This window comes from Roseateles sp. T103 (genome assembly GCF_057219915.1).
The window spans coordinates 24,787-42,152 of the sequence record NZ_JBXVVS010000005.1; the positions used below are offsets into that span (position 1 = coordinate 24,787).

General features: G+C 68.6%; 15 protein-coding genes. 8 read left to right on the plus strand and 7 right to left on the minus strand.

Annotation, left to right across the window (positions count from 1 at the left end; genetic code table 11):
* Nucleotides 1-77 precede the first annotated feature (77 nt).
* The 5 genes from AC2EBS_RS14645 to AC2EBS_RS14665 all read right to left on the minus strand — a co-directional run bounded on the left by AC2EBS_RS14645 (nt 78) and on the right by AC2EBS_RS14665 (nt 5,664).
* The gene (locus AC2EBS_RS14645) at nt 78-1,160 is read right to left on the minus strand and encodes a sterol desaturase family protein (protein WP_484729175.1); all 1,083 of its coding nucleotides are present in this window, start codon (nt 1,158-1,160) and stop codon (nt 78-80) included.
* Between the two features lie 42 nt (nt 1,161-1,202).
* A complete protein-coding gene (locus AC2EBS_RS14650; protein WP_484729176.1) occupies nt 1,203-1,853 on the minus strand; it encodes a histidine phosphatase family protein in 651 nt (216 codons plus the stop codon).
* 2 nt (nt 1,854-1,855) lie between these two features.
* A complete protein-coding gene (locus AC2EBS_RS14655) occupies nt 1,856-2,179 on the minus strand; it encodes a DUF1840 domain-containing protein (RefSeq protein ID WP_484729177.1) in 324 nt (107 codons plus the stop codon).
* Nucleotides 2,180-2,245: 66 nt separating this feature from the next.
* Entirely contained in the window at nt 2,246-4,387 is a 2,142-nt protein-coding gene (locus tag AC2EBS_RS14660) for a putative bifunctional diguanylate cyclase/phosphodiesterase (RefSeq protein WP_484729178.1), read from the minus strand.
* A complete protein-coding gene (locus AC2EBS_RS14665) occupies nt 4,384-5,664 on the minus strand; it encodes a cyclic di-GMP phosphodiesterase (protein ID WP_484729179.1) in 1,281 nt (426 codons plus the stop codon). Before AC2EBS_RS14665 ends, AC2EBS_RS14660 begins: the two co-directional genes overlap by 4 nt.
* Nucleotides 5,665-5,892: 228 nt before the next feature.
* Here AC2EBS_RS14665 and AC2EBS_RS14670 point away from each other — a divergent pair, with 228 nt between their 5' ends.
* The 4 genes from AC2EBS_RS14670 (at nt 5,893) to AC2EBS_RS14685 (ending at nt 9,513) form a co-directional block, all read left to right on the plus strand.
* Nucleotides 5,893-6,594, plus strand: coding sequence for a 3-oxoacid CoA-transferase subunit A (locus tag AC2EBS_RS14670; RefSeq protein WP_484729180.1), 702 nt, complete (start codon nt 5,893-5,895; stop codon nt 6,592-6,594).
* Nucleotide 6,595: 1 nt separating this feature from the next.
* Complete coding sequence (locus AC2EBS_RS14675; RefSeq protein WP_484729181.1) at nt 6,596-7,261, plus strand: 3-oxoacid CoA-transferase subunit B; 666 nt, start codon at nt 6,596-6,598, stop codon at nt 7,259-7,261.
* 40 nt (nt 7,262-7,301) lie between these two features.
* On the plus strand, nt 7,302-8,507 hold the full coding sequence (pcaF, locus tag AC2EBS_RS14680) for a 3-oxoadipyl-CoA thiolase (protein WP_484729182.1): 1,206 nt from the start codon (nt 7,302-7,304) through the stop codon (nt 8,505-8,507).
* Between the two features lie 175 nt (nt 8,508-8,682).
* Nucleotides 8,683-9,513 (plus strand): IclR family transcriptional regulator domain-containing protein, encoded by an 831-nt coding sequence (locus AC2EBS_RS14685; protein ID WP_484729183.1) that lies wholly within the window; start codon nt 8,683-8,685, stop codon nt 9,511-9,513.
* An 84-nt stretch (nt 9,514-9,597) separates the two neighbouring features.
* On the opposite strand, the gene AC2EBS_RS14690 is transcribed toward AC2EBS_RS14685, so the two are convergent.
* Both AC2EBS_RS14690 and AC2EBS_RS14695 read right to left on the minus strand, forming a co-directional pair.
* On the minus strand, nt 9,598-11,073 hold the full coding sequence (locus AC2EBS_RS14690) for a M20 family metallopeptidase (protein ID WP_484729184.1): 1,476 nt from the start codon (nt 11,071-11,073) through the stop codon (nt 9,598-9,600).
* A gap of 61 nt (nt 11,074-11,134) precedes the next feature.
* Nucleotides 11,135-12,010, minus strand: a complete 876-nt coding sequence (locus tag AC2EBS_RS14695) for a lysophospholipase (RefSeq protein WP_484729185.1) — start codon at nt 12,008-12,010, stop codon at nt 11,135-11,137.
* Nucleotides 12,011-12,177: 167 nt separating this feature from the next.
* On the opposite strand from AC2EBS_RS14695, the gene AC2EBS_RS14700 reads away from it, so the two are divergent.
* From AC2EBS_RS14700 to AC2EBS_RS14715, 4 genes are all read left to right on the plus strand, one after another.
* A complete protein-coding gene (locus AC2EBS_RS14700; RefSeq protein ID WP_484729186.1) occupies nt 12,178-13,011 on the plus strand; it encodes an enoyl-CoA hydratase-related protein in 834 nt (277 codons plus the stop codon).
* A 145-nt stretch (nt 13,012-13,156) separates the two neighbouring features.
* Entirely contained in the window at nt 13,157-14,473 is a 1,317-nt protein-coding gene (locus AC2EBS_RS14705) for a hypothetical protein (protein ID WP_484729187.1), read from the plus strand.
* A complete protein-coding gene (locus AC2EBS_RS14710; protein ID WP_484729188.1) occupies nt 14,470-16,368 on the plus strand; it encodes an MORN repeat-containing protein in 1,899 nt (632 codons plus the stop codon). The genes AC2EBS_RS14705 and AC2EBS_RS14710 overlap by 4 nt, the downstream gene beginning before the upstream one ends.
* Nucleotides 16,365-17,363: a M14 family metallopeptidase gene (locus tag AC2EBS_RS14715; RefSeq protein ID WP_484729189.1), complete on the plus strand. Its 999-nt coding sequence runs from the start codon at nt 16,365-16,367 to the stop codon at nt 17,361-17,363. The genes AC2EBS_RS14710 and AC2EBS_RS14715 overlap by 4 nt, the downstream gene beginning before the upstream one ends.
* Nucleotides 17,364-17,366: the final 3 nt, after the last annotated feature.

Below are 17,366 nucleotides of genomic sequence, written 5' to 3' on the forward strand. Positions count from 1 at the left end.
GCATGAGAGCGAAGGGCAGTATAGGAGCTGCGGGTAATTCCCGATAAGCATCGACGCGAAATTGCAACAGGTACCTGCTATGCGTGGGATGTCGCAGGTTCACAGAGCTTCGCCACGCCGACAAGACCCAGAGTCATGGAAAGCGTCGCCCCGAGCCAGCCCAGCGGCCCCAGCGTGTGAGCCCACCACAGGAAGGCCGCCGTCGCACCCAGCAGCATGAGGAACAGCGCAGCAGCCAAGGCCAGCCGCACCGACCCCGGCTGCGGGTCGTAGCGCTGACGCGACGCAAGATCCTGCGCCTCGCTGGATGCGGGCGCTGGCGGCAGACCGGCCTCGGGCTGCCATCCTGCGGAGGCAAACCAGGCGGCAAGCTTGTTGCGCCAGCCGCGCGCCGCGCGCATCTTGCGCCACAACCCAACATAGACGGTGGTGTTGGCCGTCCACGGATTCCAGCTGCGCAGCGGCTCCTTGGTGCCGTAGACGCAGGGCACCTCATCGAGCTCATCCTGAAAGGTGCCGAACAAGCGATCCCAGATGATGAGGATGCCACCGTAGTTCTTGTCGATATAGACCTCGTTGACCGCGTGATGCACGCGGTGGTTGGAGGGCGAGCAGAACCAGCGATCGAACCAGCCCAGCCGCCCGATCTGCTGCGTGTGCACCCAGTACTGGTAGAGCAGATCGATCAGCGCAACCACGGCGAACACCAGCGGCGAGAAGCCCAGCAGCGCCATCGGCAGGTAGAACACCCAGCCGACGATCCAGCCGCTGCTGGTCTGGCGCAGTGCGGTGGACAGGTTGTAGTCCTCGCTCTGGTGATGCACCGCATGGGCCGCCCACAGCAATGCCACTTCGTGACCGAAGCGGTGGTACCAGTAATAGAGGAAGTCGTACAGCAGCAGGCCGGCAACCCACACCCAGACCGCGTCATCCGGCAGGCGTAGCAGCGCCGCGTGCTCATAGACCCAGACATAGATGCCCAGAGTGAAAAGCTTGGTGCCGACACCAACCACCTGGCTGAGCATGCCCAGCCCGATGCTGGACATCGCATCCGCCAGACGGTAGGTGTTGCGCCTGCGCCAGCGGCCGACCAGATACTCGATGCCGATGAGCAGAAAGAAGACCGGCGTGGCGAAGACGATGATCTGCTCAGGACGCATGGGGGCTCGCTCCTTGGAACTCTTGTCGTGGGCCTGCAGCGTTCAGGCCGCTGCCTCGTCCAGGCTCAAGCCCTCGAGGTGCTTGTCGTCATTCCAGCCGACGAGGTTGAAATCCTGTCCGGTGTAGAGCAGGCGGTTGATCGTGGCGTTGCCGAGCAGCCAGGTGCGCGGCGCCTGCAAAGGCTGACGGGCCGCGGCGCGGTAGAGGCAGTCGAGCACACCGCCGTGCGCGACCAGCAGCACGCTCTGGCCAGGATGAGCGGCCGCCAGCCGCTGCGCGGCCGCCACGGCGCGCGCATAGAAGTCCTGCAGGCTCTCACCGCCTGCGGCGCCGAATTCCGGATCGCGGCGTCGCCAGCGCTCGCTCTCGGCGGGCCAGCGCTCCTCGATCTCCGCCCAGGTCTTGCCCTCGAAGACGCCGAAGGCGCGCTCGCGCAGGCCCGGGTCGCTGCGCACCTCCAGGCCCAGCAGCTCGGCCACGATGCGCGCCGTCTCATCGGCGCGCCCCAGGTCGCTGGCATAGATCACATCGATGGGCTGATCGGCCAGGGCTTGCGCGAGCCGCTGCGCCTGGGCCCGGCCTAGCGCGTTCAGCGGAATGTCGAGCTGCCCCTGGATGCGGGTCTCGCGATTCCAGGCCGTCTCGCCATGACGCACTGCGAGCACCGTCGTGACCCGGTCGAGAGCGTCCATGCTCAGACGCCCCAGACCACGTCCTGGCCAGCCGCCAGGCTGCGTCGCATCAGCTCCAACACCGGCCAGGCTCGCTGCCGCAGACTGACGCCCTGACGTTGCGGCACAGGTTCGCCGCGCTCCTCGGCCTCCAGCTGCAGGCGAGCAAACTCGGCCTCGTCCTCGGCCACCGCCCGCTCGAGCTCGGCAATCGCCGCAGGCAACTGTGCGGCCAGCACGATGCCGCTGGCAGACGGCTCGCGCCCGAGCAGACGGAGCAACTGGTCGCCTGCCGCACCCATCATGATGACGTCGGCAGCTGCCTTGGATCTGAACTTGTAGAGCACGTACCCTCCTGTGAGCTGGAGGGTATTGTGGAGGCTTTCGGCCGCAGATACGGCCCGGGCAAGTCCTCAGCCGCCGCGCATCAGGCGCGCCGGCGCCAGCGCCGGTCGGGCCGGCGGCATGGGCGCGACAGCAGCCACGGTCGGGGCGCGCCAGACGAGTTGCTCGAAGGCCTGAGCGTCCAGTGCCGGCGCGAAAAGATAGCCCTGGAACTCGTGGCAGCCGCAGCGCCTGAGGAACTCCTGCTGCTCTGCGGTTTCCACACCTTCGGCAATCACCGAGAGATGCAGCGCCCGGCCCATCTGCACGACGGCATTGACGATGCCAGCGTCGCTCTCGTCGCTGGGTAGCCCCTTGACGAAGCTGCGGTCGATCTTCAGGCGCTGGATCGGGAAGCGCTTCAGGTAGCCGAGGCTGGAATACCCGGTGCCGAAGTCGTCGATGGACATGCACACGCCCAGCGCATCGAGCGCCTCGAGGCGCAACAGCGCCTCGTCCGCATCGCGCAGCAGGATGCCTTCGGTCAGCTCCAGCTCGAGCAGCTCCGGCGGCAGCTCATGCTCGCGCAGCACGGCAGCCACCCGATCGACGAACTGCGGCTGCTGGAACTGCAAGGCCGACACATTGACCGCCACCGGCATGCGTCGGCCCTTGCGCAGCCAGGCGGACGCCTGCTTCACTGCACGCTGCAGCACCCAGTCGCCGATCGCGGTGACAAAGCCGCTCTCCTCGGCCACCGGGATGAACTCGGCCGGCGAGATATCGCCGCGAACCGGGTCGTGCCAGCGGATCAGCGCCTCGGCGCCGATGACGCGACCATCGGCCAGATCGACCTGGGGCTGGAAAAACAGCTTGAAGCGGTCCTCCTGCAAGGCCTGGCGCATCGCATGGTCCAGGCGCATGCGCGAGAGCAGGTCCACGTCCTTGCGCGGCTGGTGGAAACGGAAGTCGCCACGCCCGCTTTCCTTCACCCAGTGCATCGCACGCTCGGCGCTGGCCATCAGCTCCTCGACCGTCGCGCCATCTCCCGGGAAGAGCGCGATACCGATGCTGCAGGTCACGGTGAAGTTCAGCGTGTCGAAACTGAACGGGCGCGACATCGCCTCCTGCACGCGCCGAGCGGCCAACTCGGCGGCTCGCGCATCGGCCTGGTGGATGAGCAGCGCAAAGTCATCGCCGCCCAGGCGCGCCACGGTGTCCACCTCGCGCAGGCAATCCTTCAGACGCAGCGCCACTTCCTTGAGCACGCGATCGCCATAGCTGTGGCCGAGCGTGCCATTGATCTGTTTGAAGCGATCGAGATCCACATCCAGCAGCGCGAAAGACTGGCCGTCGCGGCGCGCGATCGCCTGCGCGTAGTCGAGCCGCTCGGCCAGCGCACGCCGGTTGGGCAGGCCGGTGAGCATGTCCGAATGCGCCAGCTCTTCGATGCGCTGGTTCGCCGCCAGCTTCTCGCTCAGGTCGCGGAAGGAGTACACGCGCCCGATCGGCCGACCACGGCTCCACTGCGGCTGGGAGACGCGCTCCAGCACACGGCCGTCGTGCAGTCTGATCACATCGCTGGTCTGCAGCAGCGGCGCATCCTGGATTGCCGCCAGGCGGCTCTCATAGCTGCCGGCATCGACGACGCTGCGACGCATCCAGGCCTGCACGGCCTCGTCATCGCGCTCCAGCAGCAGGTCCTCGGGAATGCCCCAGAGCGAGGCGAAACGCTGATTGAAGCTGCGCATGCGCCCAGCCAGGTCGATGACGAGGATGCCGTCGGCGGTCGACTCCAGCGTCGCACGCAGCTCGGCCAGCAAGGTCTCGCGGTCCTCATCCTGCTGCCGCTGGCGCGTCTGATCCTGGATGGCCACCATCCAGAGTCCGGCGCTGCCCGGCTGCGGCACAAAGCTGATGCGCCGCGACACCCAGAGGGTCTGCCCGTCAGCACGGCGCATCAGGGTGTCGGAGTGCAGCCCCTCGCGCAGACCTGCTGCCGCCTCGCTCCAGAAGATCGCGTCCTCCGTCGTGCAGGCCAGCGATTGCATGGACATGCCTAGCAGCGAGCCTGCACCGGCGCCCATCAGCTGGGCGGCGGCGTCATTGATGGCCAGCAGCGCGTTCGTGCCCGCATCGACCAGATACACCGCCTCCTGCAGACCATCCAGCAGAGGCTGGTATTGGTCCACCAGCGGCGGCGCTGGCGACTTGAGCAGGGCTTTGATCACGCAGCCATCTCCCCCACGGGTGAGGTGGCCGCGCTCTCGAAGAAGTAGGCCACCCGGGTGCGCGGGGTCAGGTACTGCAAGGCGTCGCGCGGCAACAGACTGGGCTTGAGGCTGCGCCGGATGCCCAGGTCAGAGTGATCTTCAAGATTGACGATCAGAGCGTCCTCACGCGGCACCTTGGGATCGTGAACCATCACCTTGGGCTTGAGCGGACGCGAGGAGTTCACCGCGACGACCAGCGCATAGCGGTCGTCGGTCAGCTGCACCGCCGAGCCCGGCGGATAGACGCCCATCATGCGGATGAATGCGTTCAGCATGGTCGCATCGAAGCGGTTGCGTCCCTGCGCAAACATCAGCGAAAGCGCCTCGTGGGGCGTCATAGCCTTGGACGTCACCAGCGGATTGCACAGGCCGTCGAACCGGTTGACCAACGCCACAATGCGCGAGGCCGCACTCATGCGGTCGACATTGATGCGCTGAGGGAAGCCACTGCCATCGGCGTTTTCGTGGTGCTGGGCAATCACCAGCAGCTGGCCGGCGGACAAGCCCATCTGCTGCCCCAACGCCACGCCCTTGGTCACGTGCTGTTGATAGAGCTGCGTCTCGGGCAGCGTGAAGCTCTCGTCACGGTGTCGCACGCGCGCCGGCAATTCCTGCTTGCCGATGTCATGCAGCAAGGCCCCGACACCCAGATCCATCAGCTCCTCGCGCCCCAGGCCGAAGGCGCGCCCCAGCAGCAGCGAGATGATCGACACATTCAGCGCATGCGCGGTGCCGCGATCGCCAGCGCTTTCGTTGAGCAGCCGGATGCTGATGTCGCCCTCGACCAGCATCTTGTCGAGCATCGCGCCGGTCAGGGCCACGGTCTGTTCGCGCGTCCCCTGCGGGTGGCTCGGCATCAGCTCGACAGCCTGTCGATAGGCCGCAGCCGCCTCGCCATACTGCTTCTCACAGAGGTTGAGCGCAGCACGCTGGGCAGCCAGCGCACGCCGGTGCGCGTCGCGCTGAGCCTGCAGGGGATCGGCGCCAGCCAATCCCGCCGCCGCTTCCTGCGGCACCGGCACCGGCGTTGCGTCGGTCTGCAAATCGCTTTTGCCCGGACTCCAGCGCACCTGCGCAATTCCAAGGCGGCGAATGGTCGCCAGCTGCTCTTCCGAGCTCAGCTTGAAGCTGCTCAGCGGAAAGGGATGCGACATCCACCCCAAGTCGAGATGGATGAACATGCCAACCTTCAGCTGGCTGACGTCGATCAGGGGTTCCGAAGACCTGTCCTTCATTTTGTACCTACCGCCTGCTAGGCCTTTCAGGCGCTTTCGGGAGCAGCATCGTCCATCTGCCCGCCCTTCTTGAGTGAACAAAGCGCATTTCGTGCATCTGCTTGCAAGGCAAACAAATTTACGTGCGAATTGTCACGCGCCCCACTTGACCTCTTGTGCATCAAAAGGGACAGTCCTCGTGAAATATAGAACACAGGTTCTATATACGAACAACCACTACATCACGCCATGATCGACAAGACTTGTCCGACGCCACAGCAGGCGCTTGCCGATGTGCGCGACGGCTCGACAGTGATGATCGGCGGCTTCGGCACGGCCGGCCTTCCCGACGAACTGATCGAGGCTCTGCTCGAGCAGGGCGCGCGCGAGCTGACCGTGGTGAACAACAACGCCGGCAACGGCGACACCGGCCTGGCCGCGCTGATCGGCGCCGGCCGCGTGCGCAAGATCATTTGCTCCTTTCCTCGGCAGGTCGACTCGCACCATTTCGACCGCCTCTACCGTGCCGGCAAGATCGAGCTGGAACTGGTGCCGCAGGGCAATCTGGCCGAGCGCATCCGTGCCGCCGGCGCCGGCATTGGTGCCTTCTTCACGCCCACCGGCTACGGCACGCAGTTGGCCGAGGGCAAGGAGACACGCATCATCAACGGCCGCGGCCAGGTACTCGAGTACCCCATCCATGCCGACTTCGCACTGATCAAGGCCGAGCGCGGTGACCGCTGGGGCAATCTCTGCTACCGCATGACGGCGCGCAACTTCGGCCCCATCATGGCGATGGCCGCGCGCACCACCATCGCCACCGTGCACGAACTCGTGCCGCTGGGCACGCTGGACCCCGAGGCCGTCGTCACGCCGGGCATCTTCGTGCAACGCGTCGTACCGATCGCCTTCAGGCCTGCCCGTGCCGGCGGCAACGCCGCCAGGAGCTGAGATGAGCGTCACCGTCAACTACACGCCCTGGACACGCGAGCAGATGGCCGCGCGCGTTGCGCGCGACATTCCCGAGGGCGCCGTCGTCAACCTCGGCATCGGCCTGCCCACGCTGGTGGCCGCGCACATCCCGGCCGAGCGCGAGGTGATCTTTCACAGCGAGAACGGCGTGCTCGGCATGGGTCCGCCGCCGCCTGCCGGCGATGAAGACTACGACCTCATCAACGCCGGCAAGCAGCCCGTCACGCTGCGCCCCGGAGGCTGCTTCTTCCACCACGCCGACAGCTTCGCGATGATGCGCGGCGGTCACCTGGACCTGTGCGTGCTCGGCGCCTTCCAGGTCTCCGTCACCGGCGACCTGGCCAACTGGCACACCGGCGCGCCCGACGCGATCCCCGCGGTCGGCGGCGCGATGGACCTGGCCATCGGCGCGAAGAAGACCTACGTGATGATGGAGCACCTGAGCAAGCAGGGCCACAGCAAGATCGTCGCGCAGTGCAGCTATCCGCTGACGGCGCCGGCCTGCGTCGCACGCATCTACAGCGACCTCGCCGTACTCGACGTCACGCCGCAGGGCCTGCGCGTCGTCGACTGCGTCGACGGACTGGACCACGCCAGCCTGCAGGCGCTCAGCGGCGTGCCGCTGCTCGCCCGCGGAGCGGCATGACAAACCACTCACAACAGACAACAGCACAGGAGCACAAGCCATGACCCAGCACGCCTTCATCTGCGACGCGCAACGCACCCCCATCGGCCGCTACGGCGGCGCCCTCTCCTCGGTGCGCACCGACGACCTCGGTGCCATGCCCCTTCGCGCGCTGATGGAGCGCAACACCAAGGTCGACTGGGAGGCCGTGGCCGACGTGCTCTACGGCTGCGCCAACCAGGCCGGCGAGGACAACCGCAACGTCGCACGCATGGCCGCGCTGCTCGCCGGCCTGCCCATCGGCGTGCCCGGCGCGACGATCAACCGCCTGTGCGGCTCGGGCATGGACGCGGTCGGCACTGCCGCGCGCGCCATCCGTGCCGGCGAGGCCGAGCTGATGATCGCCGGCGGCGTGGAGAGCATGAGCCGCGCGCCCTTCGTGATGCCCAAGGCCGAGAGCGCCTTCTCGCGCAGCAACGCGATCTACGACACCACCATCGGCTGGCGCTTCGTCAACAAGCTGATGAAGGAGAAGTACGGCGTCGACTCGATGCCCGAGACCGCGGAGAACGTCGCCACCGACTTCAAGATCGAACGCGAGGCGCAGGACCGTATGGCTCTTGCGAGCCAGCTCAAGGCGGTGGCCGCGCAGAAGGCCGGCTTTTTCGACGCCGAGATCTGCCCGGTGACGATCCCGCAGAAGAAGGGCGACGCGGTCGTCGTCAGCCGCGACGAGCACCCGCGCGAGACCAGCCTCGAAGCACTGGCCAAGCTCAAGGGCGTGGTGCGCCCCGACGGCACGGTGACCGCCGGCAACGCCTCGGGCGTCAACGACGGCGCGGTGGCGATGCTGATCGCCAGCGAAGCCGCCGCCAAGCGCCATGGTCTGACGCCGCGCGCCCGCGTGGTCGGCATGGCCACCGCCGGCGTGGCGCCGCGCATCATGGGCATAGGCCCGGCACCGGCAACGCGCCGCGTGCTCGAACTCACTGGCCTGAGCCTGGCGCAGATGGACGTGATCGAGCTCAACGAGGCCTTCGCCGCCCAGGGCCTGGCGGTGCTGCGCGACCTCGGCCTGCAGGACGACGACCCGCGCGTGAATCCAAATGGCGGCGCCATCGCGCTGGGCCACCCGCTGGGTGCCAGCGGCGCCCGCCTGGTGATGACGGCGGTGAACCAGCTGCAGCGCAGCGGCGGTCGCTACGGCCTGTGCACGATGTGCATCGGCGTGGGCCAGGGCATTGCCTTGATCGTCGAGCGCGTCTGACCGAAGGGGGATGGGCGGAGCGGTCAGCCCCACCGGGCCGCCGGCAAATGTGCGCCATGCGCCCGAAATTCCGGTTTTTGCGTACGCAGATGCGCAAACGCCCCCCCTATAGTGAAGGAGTCCCGCCCGGCTAGCGCACAGCCGGGCGCCTATCGCCCCTTTCGAAGCGCCACCCATGTCTGCAGCCCGTGCCCTAGATGATCTGGCCGCAATCGCGGCAGCCAGCCCCTCCTCCGACAGCGAAACCCGCGGCCCGCTCAAGCGCGACCTCGTGGCCGGCCTCGAAAAAGGCCTGGCGGTGATCGAGGCCTTCGATCAGGAGCGCCCGCGCTTGACGATCAGCGAGGTCGCGGCACGCACCGGGCTGACCCGGGCCGCCGCCCGCCGCTACCTGCTCACGCTGACCCATCTGGGCTTCGTCTCGCAGGACCGCAAGATGTTCGCCCTCACGCCCCGGGTGCTGCGCCTCGGGCAGAGCTATATGCACTCGGCCCGCCTGCCGCGGCTGGTGGAACCCGAGCTGCACAAGCTGGCCTATGCGATGAAGGAGGCCAGCGGCGCTGGCGTTCTCGATGGCAACGACGTGATCTGCATCTCCGCCACCAGCGCCGGCCGTGCCGTGTCGCCGGTGCTGCAGCCCGGCACGCGCGTGCCGGCCTATTGCGCCGGCACCGGCCGCGCCATGCTGGCAGCGCTGCCGCAGACCGATGTCGACGACTGGATCGCGCGCCAGGAGCTTCGGCCTCTGACGCCCCATACCATCACCCAGCCCGAGAGGCTGCGCAACGAGATCGCGCGCATCCGCTCGCTGGGCTATGCCTGCGTGGATCAGGAACTGGAAATGGGCTTGCGCACCGTGGCCGTGCCGCTGAAGAACTACCGCGGCGAGGTGGTAGCGGCGATGAGCGTCAGCGTCCATGCCTCACGCATGAGCATGGACCAGCTTGTCGACCATTGCCTGCCGCCGCTGCTGCAGTCCCAGGCTCATCTGCGCATGCTGCTGTAAGCCGGCGGCTGCTGTCCCATCAATGCACAAGGGCGGGATCTCGAGATCCCGCCCTTGTTCGTTCAGCCGCGTCGGCGCGGCAACTCAGGGGTGCGCCGCCATCACCTGCGCCACGGCGGCGGTGAGCCTCTTGCCGTAAGGCACATGCAGGAACTCATTGGGGCCGTGGGCATTGCTCTTCGGACCGAGCACGCCGCAGACCATCATCTGCGCCTTCGGGAAGCCCTTCTGCAGCATGCTCATCAAGGGGATCGTGCCGCCCTGGCCGATATAGCCCAGCGGCGCGCCGAAATGGGTCTGACTGGCCTCGTTCAGCGCCGTCTCCAGCCAGGGCGACAGCTCGGGCGTGTTCCAGCCGGTCGCGCCGTAGGCGCCAGCCCGGCCATCGGGCACGAAGGTGACCTTGGCGTTGTAGGGCGCGTTGTCTTCCAACAGGGCCTTGAGTTCCAGCGCCGCCTGGTTGCCATCGATCAGCGGCGGCAGACGCAGCGAGAGCTTGAAGGCCGTGTAGGGACGCAGCACATTGCCGGCGCTCTTCAGCTCGGGGAAGCCATCGACGCCGGTGACCGACAGCGTCGGGCGCCAGGTACGGTTCAGCAGCGCCTCGACCGGATCCTGGGTCATCGGCAGCACCGGGCCGCCATCGGCGCCGCAGGCCCAGGGATAACGCTTCCACACCTCGTCCTTGAGGATCGCCGCGGCGGCGCGCGCCTGCTCGACACGCTGCGTCGGGATTTCGCAATGGAAGCTCTCGGGCAGCAGCCGGCCGGTCTTGCTGTCCTCCAGCCGGTCGAGCACCTGGCGCAGGATGCGGAAGCTCGACGGCACCAGGCCGGAGGCGTCGCCCGAATGGATGCCCTCGGTGAGCACCTCGACCTTCAGCACGCCGCTGACCATGCCGCGCAACGAGGTCGTCAGCCAGAGCTGCTCGTAGTTGCCGGCGCCCGAATCCAGGCAGACCACCAGCGAGACATTGCCCAGCCGAGCCTTCAGCGCGTCGATATAGGCCGGCAGGTCGAAGGAGCCGCTTTCCTCGCAGGTTTCGATGATGCCGACGCAGCGCGGCCGCGGAATGCCCTGCTTGTCCAGAGCCATGATCGCGGTCAGCGAGGCATAGACCGCATAGCCGTCGTCGGCGCCGCCGCGGCCGTAGAGCAGGCCGTTCTCGTACTTGGGCGTCCAGGGCCCGAGGTCGCTGCGCCAGCCGTTGAACTCGGGCTGCTTGTCGAGGTGGCCGTACAGCACGATGGTGTCCGTGCAGCCGCTCTTGGTGGCCGGCACCTCGAAGAAGATCACCGGCGTGCGGCCCTCGATGCGCACCACCTCGAGCTTGAGACCGGCCACCTTCTTGCTTTCCACCCAGCTCGCCGCGTCACGCACCACCTTCTCCAGATGGCCGTTCCTGGCCCAGTCGGCGTCGAACATCGGGCTTTTGGCGGGAATGGCGATGTAGTCGGTCAGCGCCGGGACGATCTCCTCGTCCCAGACACGTTCGGCATAGGCGCCGATCGCGCTGGCTTCATCGGCTTGCAGGGGCAGTGCGGGGTCGCGTGCATTCATGGCGGTCTCCAGCTCGTGGCGGGTGAGCCGGCAGTTTACCCAGCGCGCCGCACTGCAAGGCTCAGCGGCCGTGCGGAAAGCGCGCATCCAGCCAACGGCGCAACCGCGCGAAGACCAGCTCGCGCTCCGGCTCGTTGAAGATCTCGTGATAGAGCGCGGCAAACTCGTGGCCCTGCACCACCGTGGTCGGCGCCTGGGCCAGGAAGGCAGCACTGCCTGCCGGCGCAATGCAGCGGTCCGCACCGGCCCACATCAGCAGGGTCGGCACCACCCAGGCCGGCGCATGCTCGATCACCGTGCGGCCCTCGTCGGCGATCAGCCGGGCAAGAGCCGGCGTGACCCGGTCGTGCACCAGCGGGTCGTTCTTGTAGGCCTGCACCACCGCCGCATCGCGCGAGATCCAGGCGGGCTTCAGCCCGTTGCCCACCGCCAGATGCGGCAGCAGCGGATGCGCGACCGCGAGCAGCAGTTTCTGGAAGGGAGACATGCCCGGGTCCAGCGCAGGCGAACTCAGCACCAGCGCATCCACAGGCCGGAACCAGGCCGGCAGCACGCCGCCATGATTGACCGACAGGCCGCCCGCGACGAAGCGTGCCGCTACCAGGCCGCCCATGCTGTGCCCCAGCAGCACCAGCGGACCGGCGCCCAGCTGCGCATCGGCACGCAACTCGTCGATCACCAGCGCCAGATCGAGCAGCAGGCTGTCCGCGGCAGGAATGTCGCCGCGCGCACCGCCCGAAGCGCCGTGGCCGCGCTGGTCGTGGCCGACCACATGCCAGCCCCAGTCGTTGAGTTGAGCGGCGAGATGCTCATAACGCCCGACATGCTCACCCAAGCCATGCACCAGCAGCACCGTGCCACGCGCCGGATCCATGCCGGGCTTGCTCCATTGCCGCCAGTGCAGGGGCAGACCGTCGCTGGTTCTCAGAGTACGCATCGTCTGCAGTGTAGGCAGGCCACCCCGCTACACGCACCCGGTGTTCCCCTTTCAGTAAAAGTACGCAAGCGCCTGCTTGTGTCGCGCAGCGGATAGACCGTGGCCGTCCCCTGAGTAAGCTACGCCACTGTGCACGCACAAGCAGTGATCAATAGGGACCCCAAGCCATGAACGAATTCTTCACGCTCGCCCAGTCGCCCCAGGGCGTCGCCCATCTGCAGCTCAACCGCCCCGAGCGCATGAACACGATGGCGCCGACCTTCTTTCCGGCGCTGCGCGATGCGGTGCGCCGCCTGCACGACGAGGGCCGCACACGGGTGCTGGTGATCTCCTCCACCGGCAAGCACTTCAGCGCCGGCATGGCGCTGGACACCTTCGCCGGCCAGGGTGCGGTGCTCGACACCAGCAGTCCGCGCGCGCGGCTGAGCTTCCAGGATTCGCTACGCGCGCTGATGGACTGCTTCAGCGTGCTCGACGAGGCGCGCTTTCCGGTGATCTGTGCCGTGCAGGGCGGCTGCATCGGTGGCGGCTTCGACCTCGCCGCAGCCTGCGACATCCGCGTCTGCAGTGCCGACGCCTTCTTCAGCGTGCAGGAGATCAATATCGGCATGGCGGCCGACCTGGGCATCCTGCAGCGCCTGCAGCGCCTGATCCCGCAGGGGCTGGCGCGCGAGCTGGCCTACACCGGCGAACGGCTGCCCGCCGAGCGCGCACTGGCCGTCGGCCTGGTCAATACCGTGTTGCCCGACCCTGAGGCCCTGCTCGATCATGCGATGAAGCTCGCCGCGCAGATCGCATCCAAGTCCCCGCTGGCGATGGCCACCAGCAAGCTTGCGCTCAACCATGCGCGCGACCATGGCGTGGCCGCTTCGCTGGCGCATATGAGCGTGCTGCAGAGCGCGGTCTTCGACACCGCCGAGATGGGCCAGGCCATCATGGCCTGGAAGAGCAAGCAGGCCGACGCCGGCTTCGCCGACCTGAGCCCTGTGGGCAAGTTCTGAGGCGCCCCGTCAACAGGTGGCGCGATTGCCCCATGCCGGGCGATGGCGGCGCCTAAACTGCCGGGCAACCTCGCATCGTCCAAGACCCTCGATGTCTGCCCTGCCCCGACCGTCTCCGCGCTGGCGTGCCCCGGTCAGCTGTCTCGTGCTGTCCCTGTTGCTGGCCGGCTGCGCCGGCCCCAAGTACACCGTTGATGACGGTCGCAAGGTCGACGAGGTGCTGCTCGGCAATATCCGCGCCTATGGTGCCGGCGAGCGCGCGCTGCGTCCGGCCATCGTGCGCAGCGGCGCGCTGAAGGACAGCGACTGCGACACGCAGTGGGAACTGCCGATCGCGGTGGCCACCAGCCAGGGCTGGAGCGACAACGACCGCGTCGCCTGGGTGCGCGGCCTGGGCGTGGACGAGCGGCTCACCGTCGTGGCCGCCAGCGCCGACGCGCCGCTGCAGGTCGGCGAGCGCATCGTCAGAATCGCTGGCTCGGCCAGCGACGACAGCCAGAAGCTGCTCGAGCGCCTGGCTGAGTACCGCGACGAGGGCAAGCCCTTCGCGGTGCAGTTGGCCGATGGCAAGAGCGCGACGCTGAAACCCTTCAAGGTCTGCCGCGGCTATGCGCGGCTGGCGCCGCCGAACACGCCCAAGCTGCAGGACTATCACTGGCTGCTCAGCCTGCACCCGCTGGAGATCACCCGTGCCGACCCGAGCGAGGACGAAGCGCTGTGGGCCGTGCTGTGGACGCAGGGCCTGTCCGAGGAGGGCGGCGCGCGCATGAAGACCTACCACTACGGCACCAAGATCGCCGGCACGCTCTACAACCTGGTCACGCTGGCCTCCGGCCTGCAGGGCGCTGCGCTGGCGGCCAATGCGGCGATCAGTGCTGCCAAGTCCGCCGCGGCCACCGTCGCCACCGAGGTGCTCAAGCAGCAGCTGATCGAGCAGGGCAAGGCGCTGGCCATGCAGAGAATCCGCGAAGGTCTGGTCGATGCCGCGCAACAGCTGACCAAGGCGCAGGTGGTCGATGCGCTGCAGCAGGCCGCCGCGAACCGCGGCTCGCTCAGCGGCGTGGCACGGATCGGCGCCACGGTGTTCGACGACGCGGACCGCTGGGCCTTCGAGCGCATGGGCAAGCTCGGCGCCAACCCGCTGGCCGGCTTCACGCTGCACCAGAAGATGGTCGAGCGCAGCCTCACCGCCAATACGCTGATCTTCGACGCCGAGCGGCTGACCGCGCTGAACAAGGTCGCGCAGGCCAAGGGCCTCGAGGGCGAGGTGCTCGCCATCCTGCAGGGCTTCAGGCCCGACGAGCTGGCCAACGAGATCGGCGCGATGCCGCTGGCCTCCGCACCAGAGGCCTTCTCCTTCGAAGACCCCAACGATCCCGGCGCCGGCCGTTTCTCGCGTGGACTGATCGACGCGATGCTGGACATCCCCGCCGAATCCTCTGCCGCTCCCCGCAAGCCATGAACCCTCTCGCCCCCGCGCTGGCCCTGCTGCTGACGCTCGCGCTGACGCCCACAGTGCGCGCTCAGATGCCCCCCGCACCGGCCGCGTCCGACGCCGCACTGAGCATGCCCAGCGAGGGCGCGGCATCCGCAACCGCGCCGGCGGCCTCGGCTGCCGCGCCGGCGCCGCCGCCTCCGCCGAGCTGCGCGATGCTCACCGCACGCGCCATTGCCGCCGACCTGCGCGCCACCACGGCGCAGACGCTCAAGCGCGACCTGGACGTGCAGATCCAGCAGCTCGACGAGGCACTGGCGCTGTGGACCGCCGCCGTGCAGCGCTGCGAAGACCGCGCCAAGGAGCGCGCCAGCCGCCACCTGGCCGATGGCCAGAAGCAGCGCGCCGCACTGGCCGAACGCCAGGCAGCCGGCGCCGCCTGCGAGGGCGCGCACCGCGACGCCACCGCGCTACAGGACCTGGCGCGCCAGGCCTTCGGCGAGCGCCGCTGGAGCGATGCCGGCGCGCTCTATCGCAAGGCCGAGACCATGTGGGAGTTGGCCGCCGAACAATGCAGCGGCCAGCAGCAGCAGATTGCCAAGCAGCGCCACGCACAGAGCGAGATCGACGGCCACAACGCCGAGCACTGCGCGCCGCTGTTCGACCGTGCGCGCGAGCACACGCAGAAGTTCCGCAACAGCGCCGCCGGCCTGGCGCTGGCCGACAAGCAGCGCTTCTCGATGGAAGCCGAGACGCTGTGGCGCAACGCGGTGGGCCAGTGCAAGGGCAATGCGCAGGAGCTGGCGCAGAACAATGCCCAGGCGCTGGCGCGCGAGCGCGGCACGCCCTGGGTGGCCAGCTACCCCGCCGGGACCAGCGCGCCCGCCGCGCCCGTGGCCACGGCAGCGGCCAAGCCGGCCACCGCGCCGGCGGCGGCTGCTCCGGCGGCCACGGCACCCAGCGCCAAGCCAGCGGCAGCCAGTGCCGCCGCGCCGGCCGCACGCGGCGCCGCCGCTGCAGGCGCATCCACCGCCACCGCTGCGGCCAGCGAAGGCCCCGGCCTGCTCGGCAGCATCGGCTCGGCGATCGGCAGCGCGGCCAGCAGCGTCAGCGCCGCGGCCACCGCCACGCCGACCAAGCCCGACGAGCCCGTCGCCGCGCCGCCCAAGCCCAGCGAGATCGACATCCGTGTCGGCGACACACGCTACCAGGGCCTGTTCGCGCGCGAGACTGGTCAGGTGGTCACCGGCACCGGCCGCGTCGAATGGAGCAATGGCGACGTCTACGAAGGCGCACTGCTGCGCAGCAAGCGCCAGGGCCAGGGCGAGCTGCGCTGGGCCAGCGGCCAGCGCTACAAGGGCGACTGGCAGGACGACAGGCCGACCGGCCGCGGCCAGATGCTGTTCGCCAACGGCAACCGCTACGAGGGCCCGGTGATCGACGGCGTGCCGCAGGGTGCCGGCGTGATGGCCTATGCCAGCGGTGACCGCTACGAAGGCCAGTTCCGCGACGGCGTGCCGCACGGTCAGGGCCGCTACCGCTGGGCGAGCGGCCAGGAGTTCGACGGCACCTGGGTCAACGACAAGCCGCAGGGCCGCGGCGTGATGCGCTTCGCCAACGGCAATGTCTACGAAGGCCCGGTGGAGGCCGGCGTGCCGCAGGGCCGCGGCCGCATGCGCTATGCCGACGGCAGCGAGTACGAGGGCGACATCGCCCAGGGTCAGCCGCAAGGCCAGGGGCGCTTCCGCTGGCCCAGCGGCGACAGCTACGAAGGCGGCTGGCGCGCCGGGCTGAAGCATGGCCAGGGCGTGTTCCGCTGGGCCAGCGGCGATCGCTGGGAAGGCGAGTACCGCGACGACCAGCAGACCGACAAGGGCGAGATGATCTACAAGAAGGACGTCAAGGAAGAGCCCGGCAAATGAGCGAGACCAATCCCGCCGGCATGCCGACCCAGGTCGAGCTGCACGCCCCCGACATCGCGCCCTACCGCGACAGCGCCACCGGCGTGCCCTGGGTGCATGTCTACGACTCGGGCCGCGCTGGCCCGACGGTGATGGTGCAGGCGCTGACGCATGGCAACGAGCTCTGCGGCGCGATCGCGCTGGACTGGCTGTTCCGCCAGGGCATCGGGCGCACGCTGCAGCCGCAGCGCGGCCGGCTGGTGCTCAGCTTCGGCAATGTCGAGGCCTACCAGCGCTTCGACCCGGCGAACCCGGCCGCCTCGCGCTACGTGGACGAGGACCTCAACCGCGTCTGGGCCGACGAGGTGCTCTACAGCCGGCGCGACTCGCTGGAGCTGCGCCGCGCGCGCGTGCTGCGCCCCTTCGTCGATGCGGCCGACTACCTGCTCGACATCCATTCGATGCAGGACGCCTGCCGGCCGCTGATGGTCTGCGGCCTGCTCGACAAGGGCGCGGAGTTCGCGCGTCAGCTCGGCATGCCCTCCGAGCTGCTGATCGACACCGGCCACCCCGCCGGCCTGCGCATGCGCGACCGCGGCGGTTTCGGCGATCCGGCCAGCGCGAAGAACGCCGCGCTGATCGAATGCGGCCAGCACTGGGAGCGCTCCAGCGCCGTGGTGGCCATCGATGCGCTGCTTCGCTTCCTGCGCCTGACCGGCGTGCTGGACGCGGCCTGGGTGGAGTCGCGGCTGCGCCTGCCGCTGCCCGGCCAGCAGCGCCTGATCCGCGTGGACGAGGCGGTGGCCGCACGCAGCGAGGACTTCCGCTTCCTCTTCCCGGTGCACGGCCTGGACGTGCTGCCCAAGGCCGGCACCGCCTTCGCGCAGGACGGCGACACCGTCTTCAGCACCGCCTACGACGACTGCGTGCTGGTGATGCCCTCCTATGGCCGCGCCAGGCCCGGCGCGACCATGGTGCGGCTGGGCCGCATCGACACGAGCTTCGGCCGCGCCTGAGCG

Excerpts from the sequence above, each read along its gene's own strand:
- AC2EBS_RS14690 (WP_484729184.1), bottom strand. The coding sequence starts at position 11,073 with ATGAATGCACGCGACCCCGCACTGCCCCTGCAAGCCGATGAAGCCAGC.
- AC2EBS_RS14685 (WP_484729183.1), top strand. The coding sequence starts at position 8,683 with ATGTCTGCAGCCCGTGCCCTAGATGATCTGGCCGCAATCGCGGCAGCC.
- pcaF (WP_484729182.1), top strand. The coding sequence starts at position 7,302 with ATGACCCAGCACGCCTTCATCTGCGACGCGCAACGCACCCCCATCGGC.
- AC2EBS_RS14670 (WP_484729180.1), top strand. The coding sequence starts at position 5,893 with ATGATCGACAAGACTTGTCCGACGCCACAGCAGGCGCTTGCCGATGTG.
- AC2EBS_RS14700 (WP_484729186.1), top strand. The coding sequence starts at position 12,178 with ATGAACGAATTCTTCACGCTCGCCCAGTCGCCCCAGGGCGTCGCCCAT.
- AC2EBS_RS14650 (WP_484729176.1), bottom strand. The coding sequence starts at position 1,853 with ATGGACGCTCTCGACCGGGTCACGACGGTGCTCGCAGTGCGTCATGGC.
- AC2EBS_RS14715 (WP_484729189.1), top strand. The coding sequence starts at position 16,365 with ATGAGCGAGACCAATCCCGCCGGCATGCCGACCCAGGTCGAGCTGCAC.
- AC2EBS_RS14710 (WP_484729188.1), top strand. The coding sequence starts at position 14,470 with ATGAACCCTCTCGCCCCCGCGCTGGCCCTGCTGCTGACGCTCGCGCTG.
- AC2EBS_RS14675 (WP_484729181.1), top strand. The coding sequence starts at position 6,596 with ATGAGCGTCACCGTCAACTACACGCCCTGGACACGCGAGCAGATGGCC.
- AC2EBS_RS14665 (WP_484729179.1), bottom strand. The coding sequence starts at position 5,664 with ATGAAGGACAGGTCTTCGGAACCCCTGATCGACGTCAGCCAGCTGAAG.
- AC2EBS_RS14645 (WP_484729175.1), bottom strand. The coding sequence starts at position 1,160 with ATGCGTCCTGAGCAGATCATCGTCTTCGCCACGCCGGTCTTCTTTCTG.
- AC2EBS_RS14695 (WP_484729185.1), bottom strand. The coding sequence starts at position 12,010 with ATGCGTACTCTGAGAACCAGCGACGGTCTGCCCCTGCACTGGCGGCAA.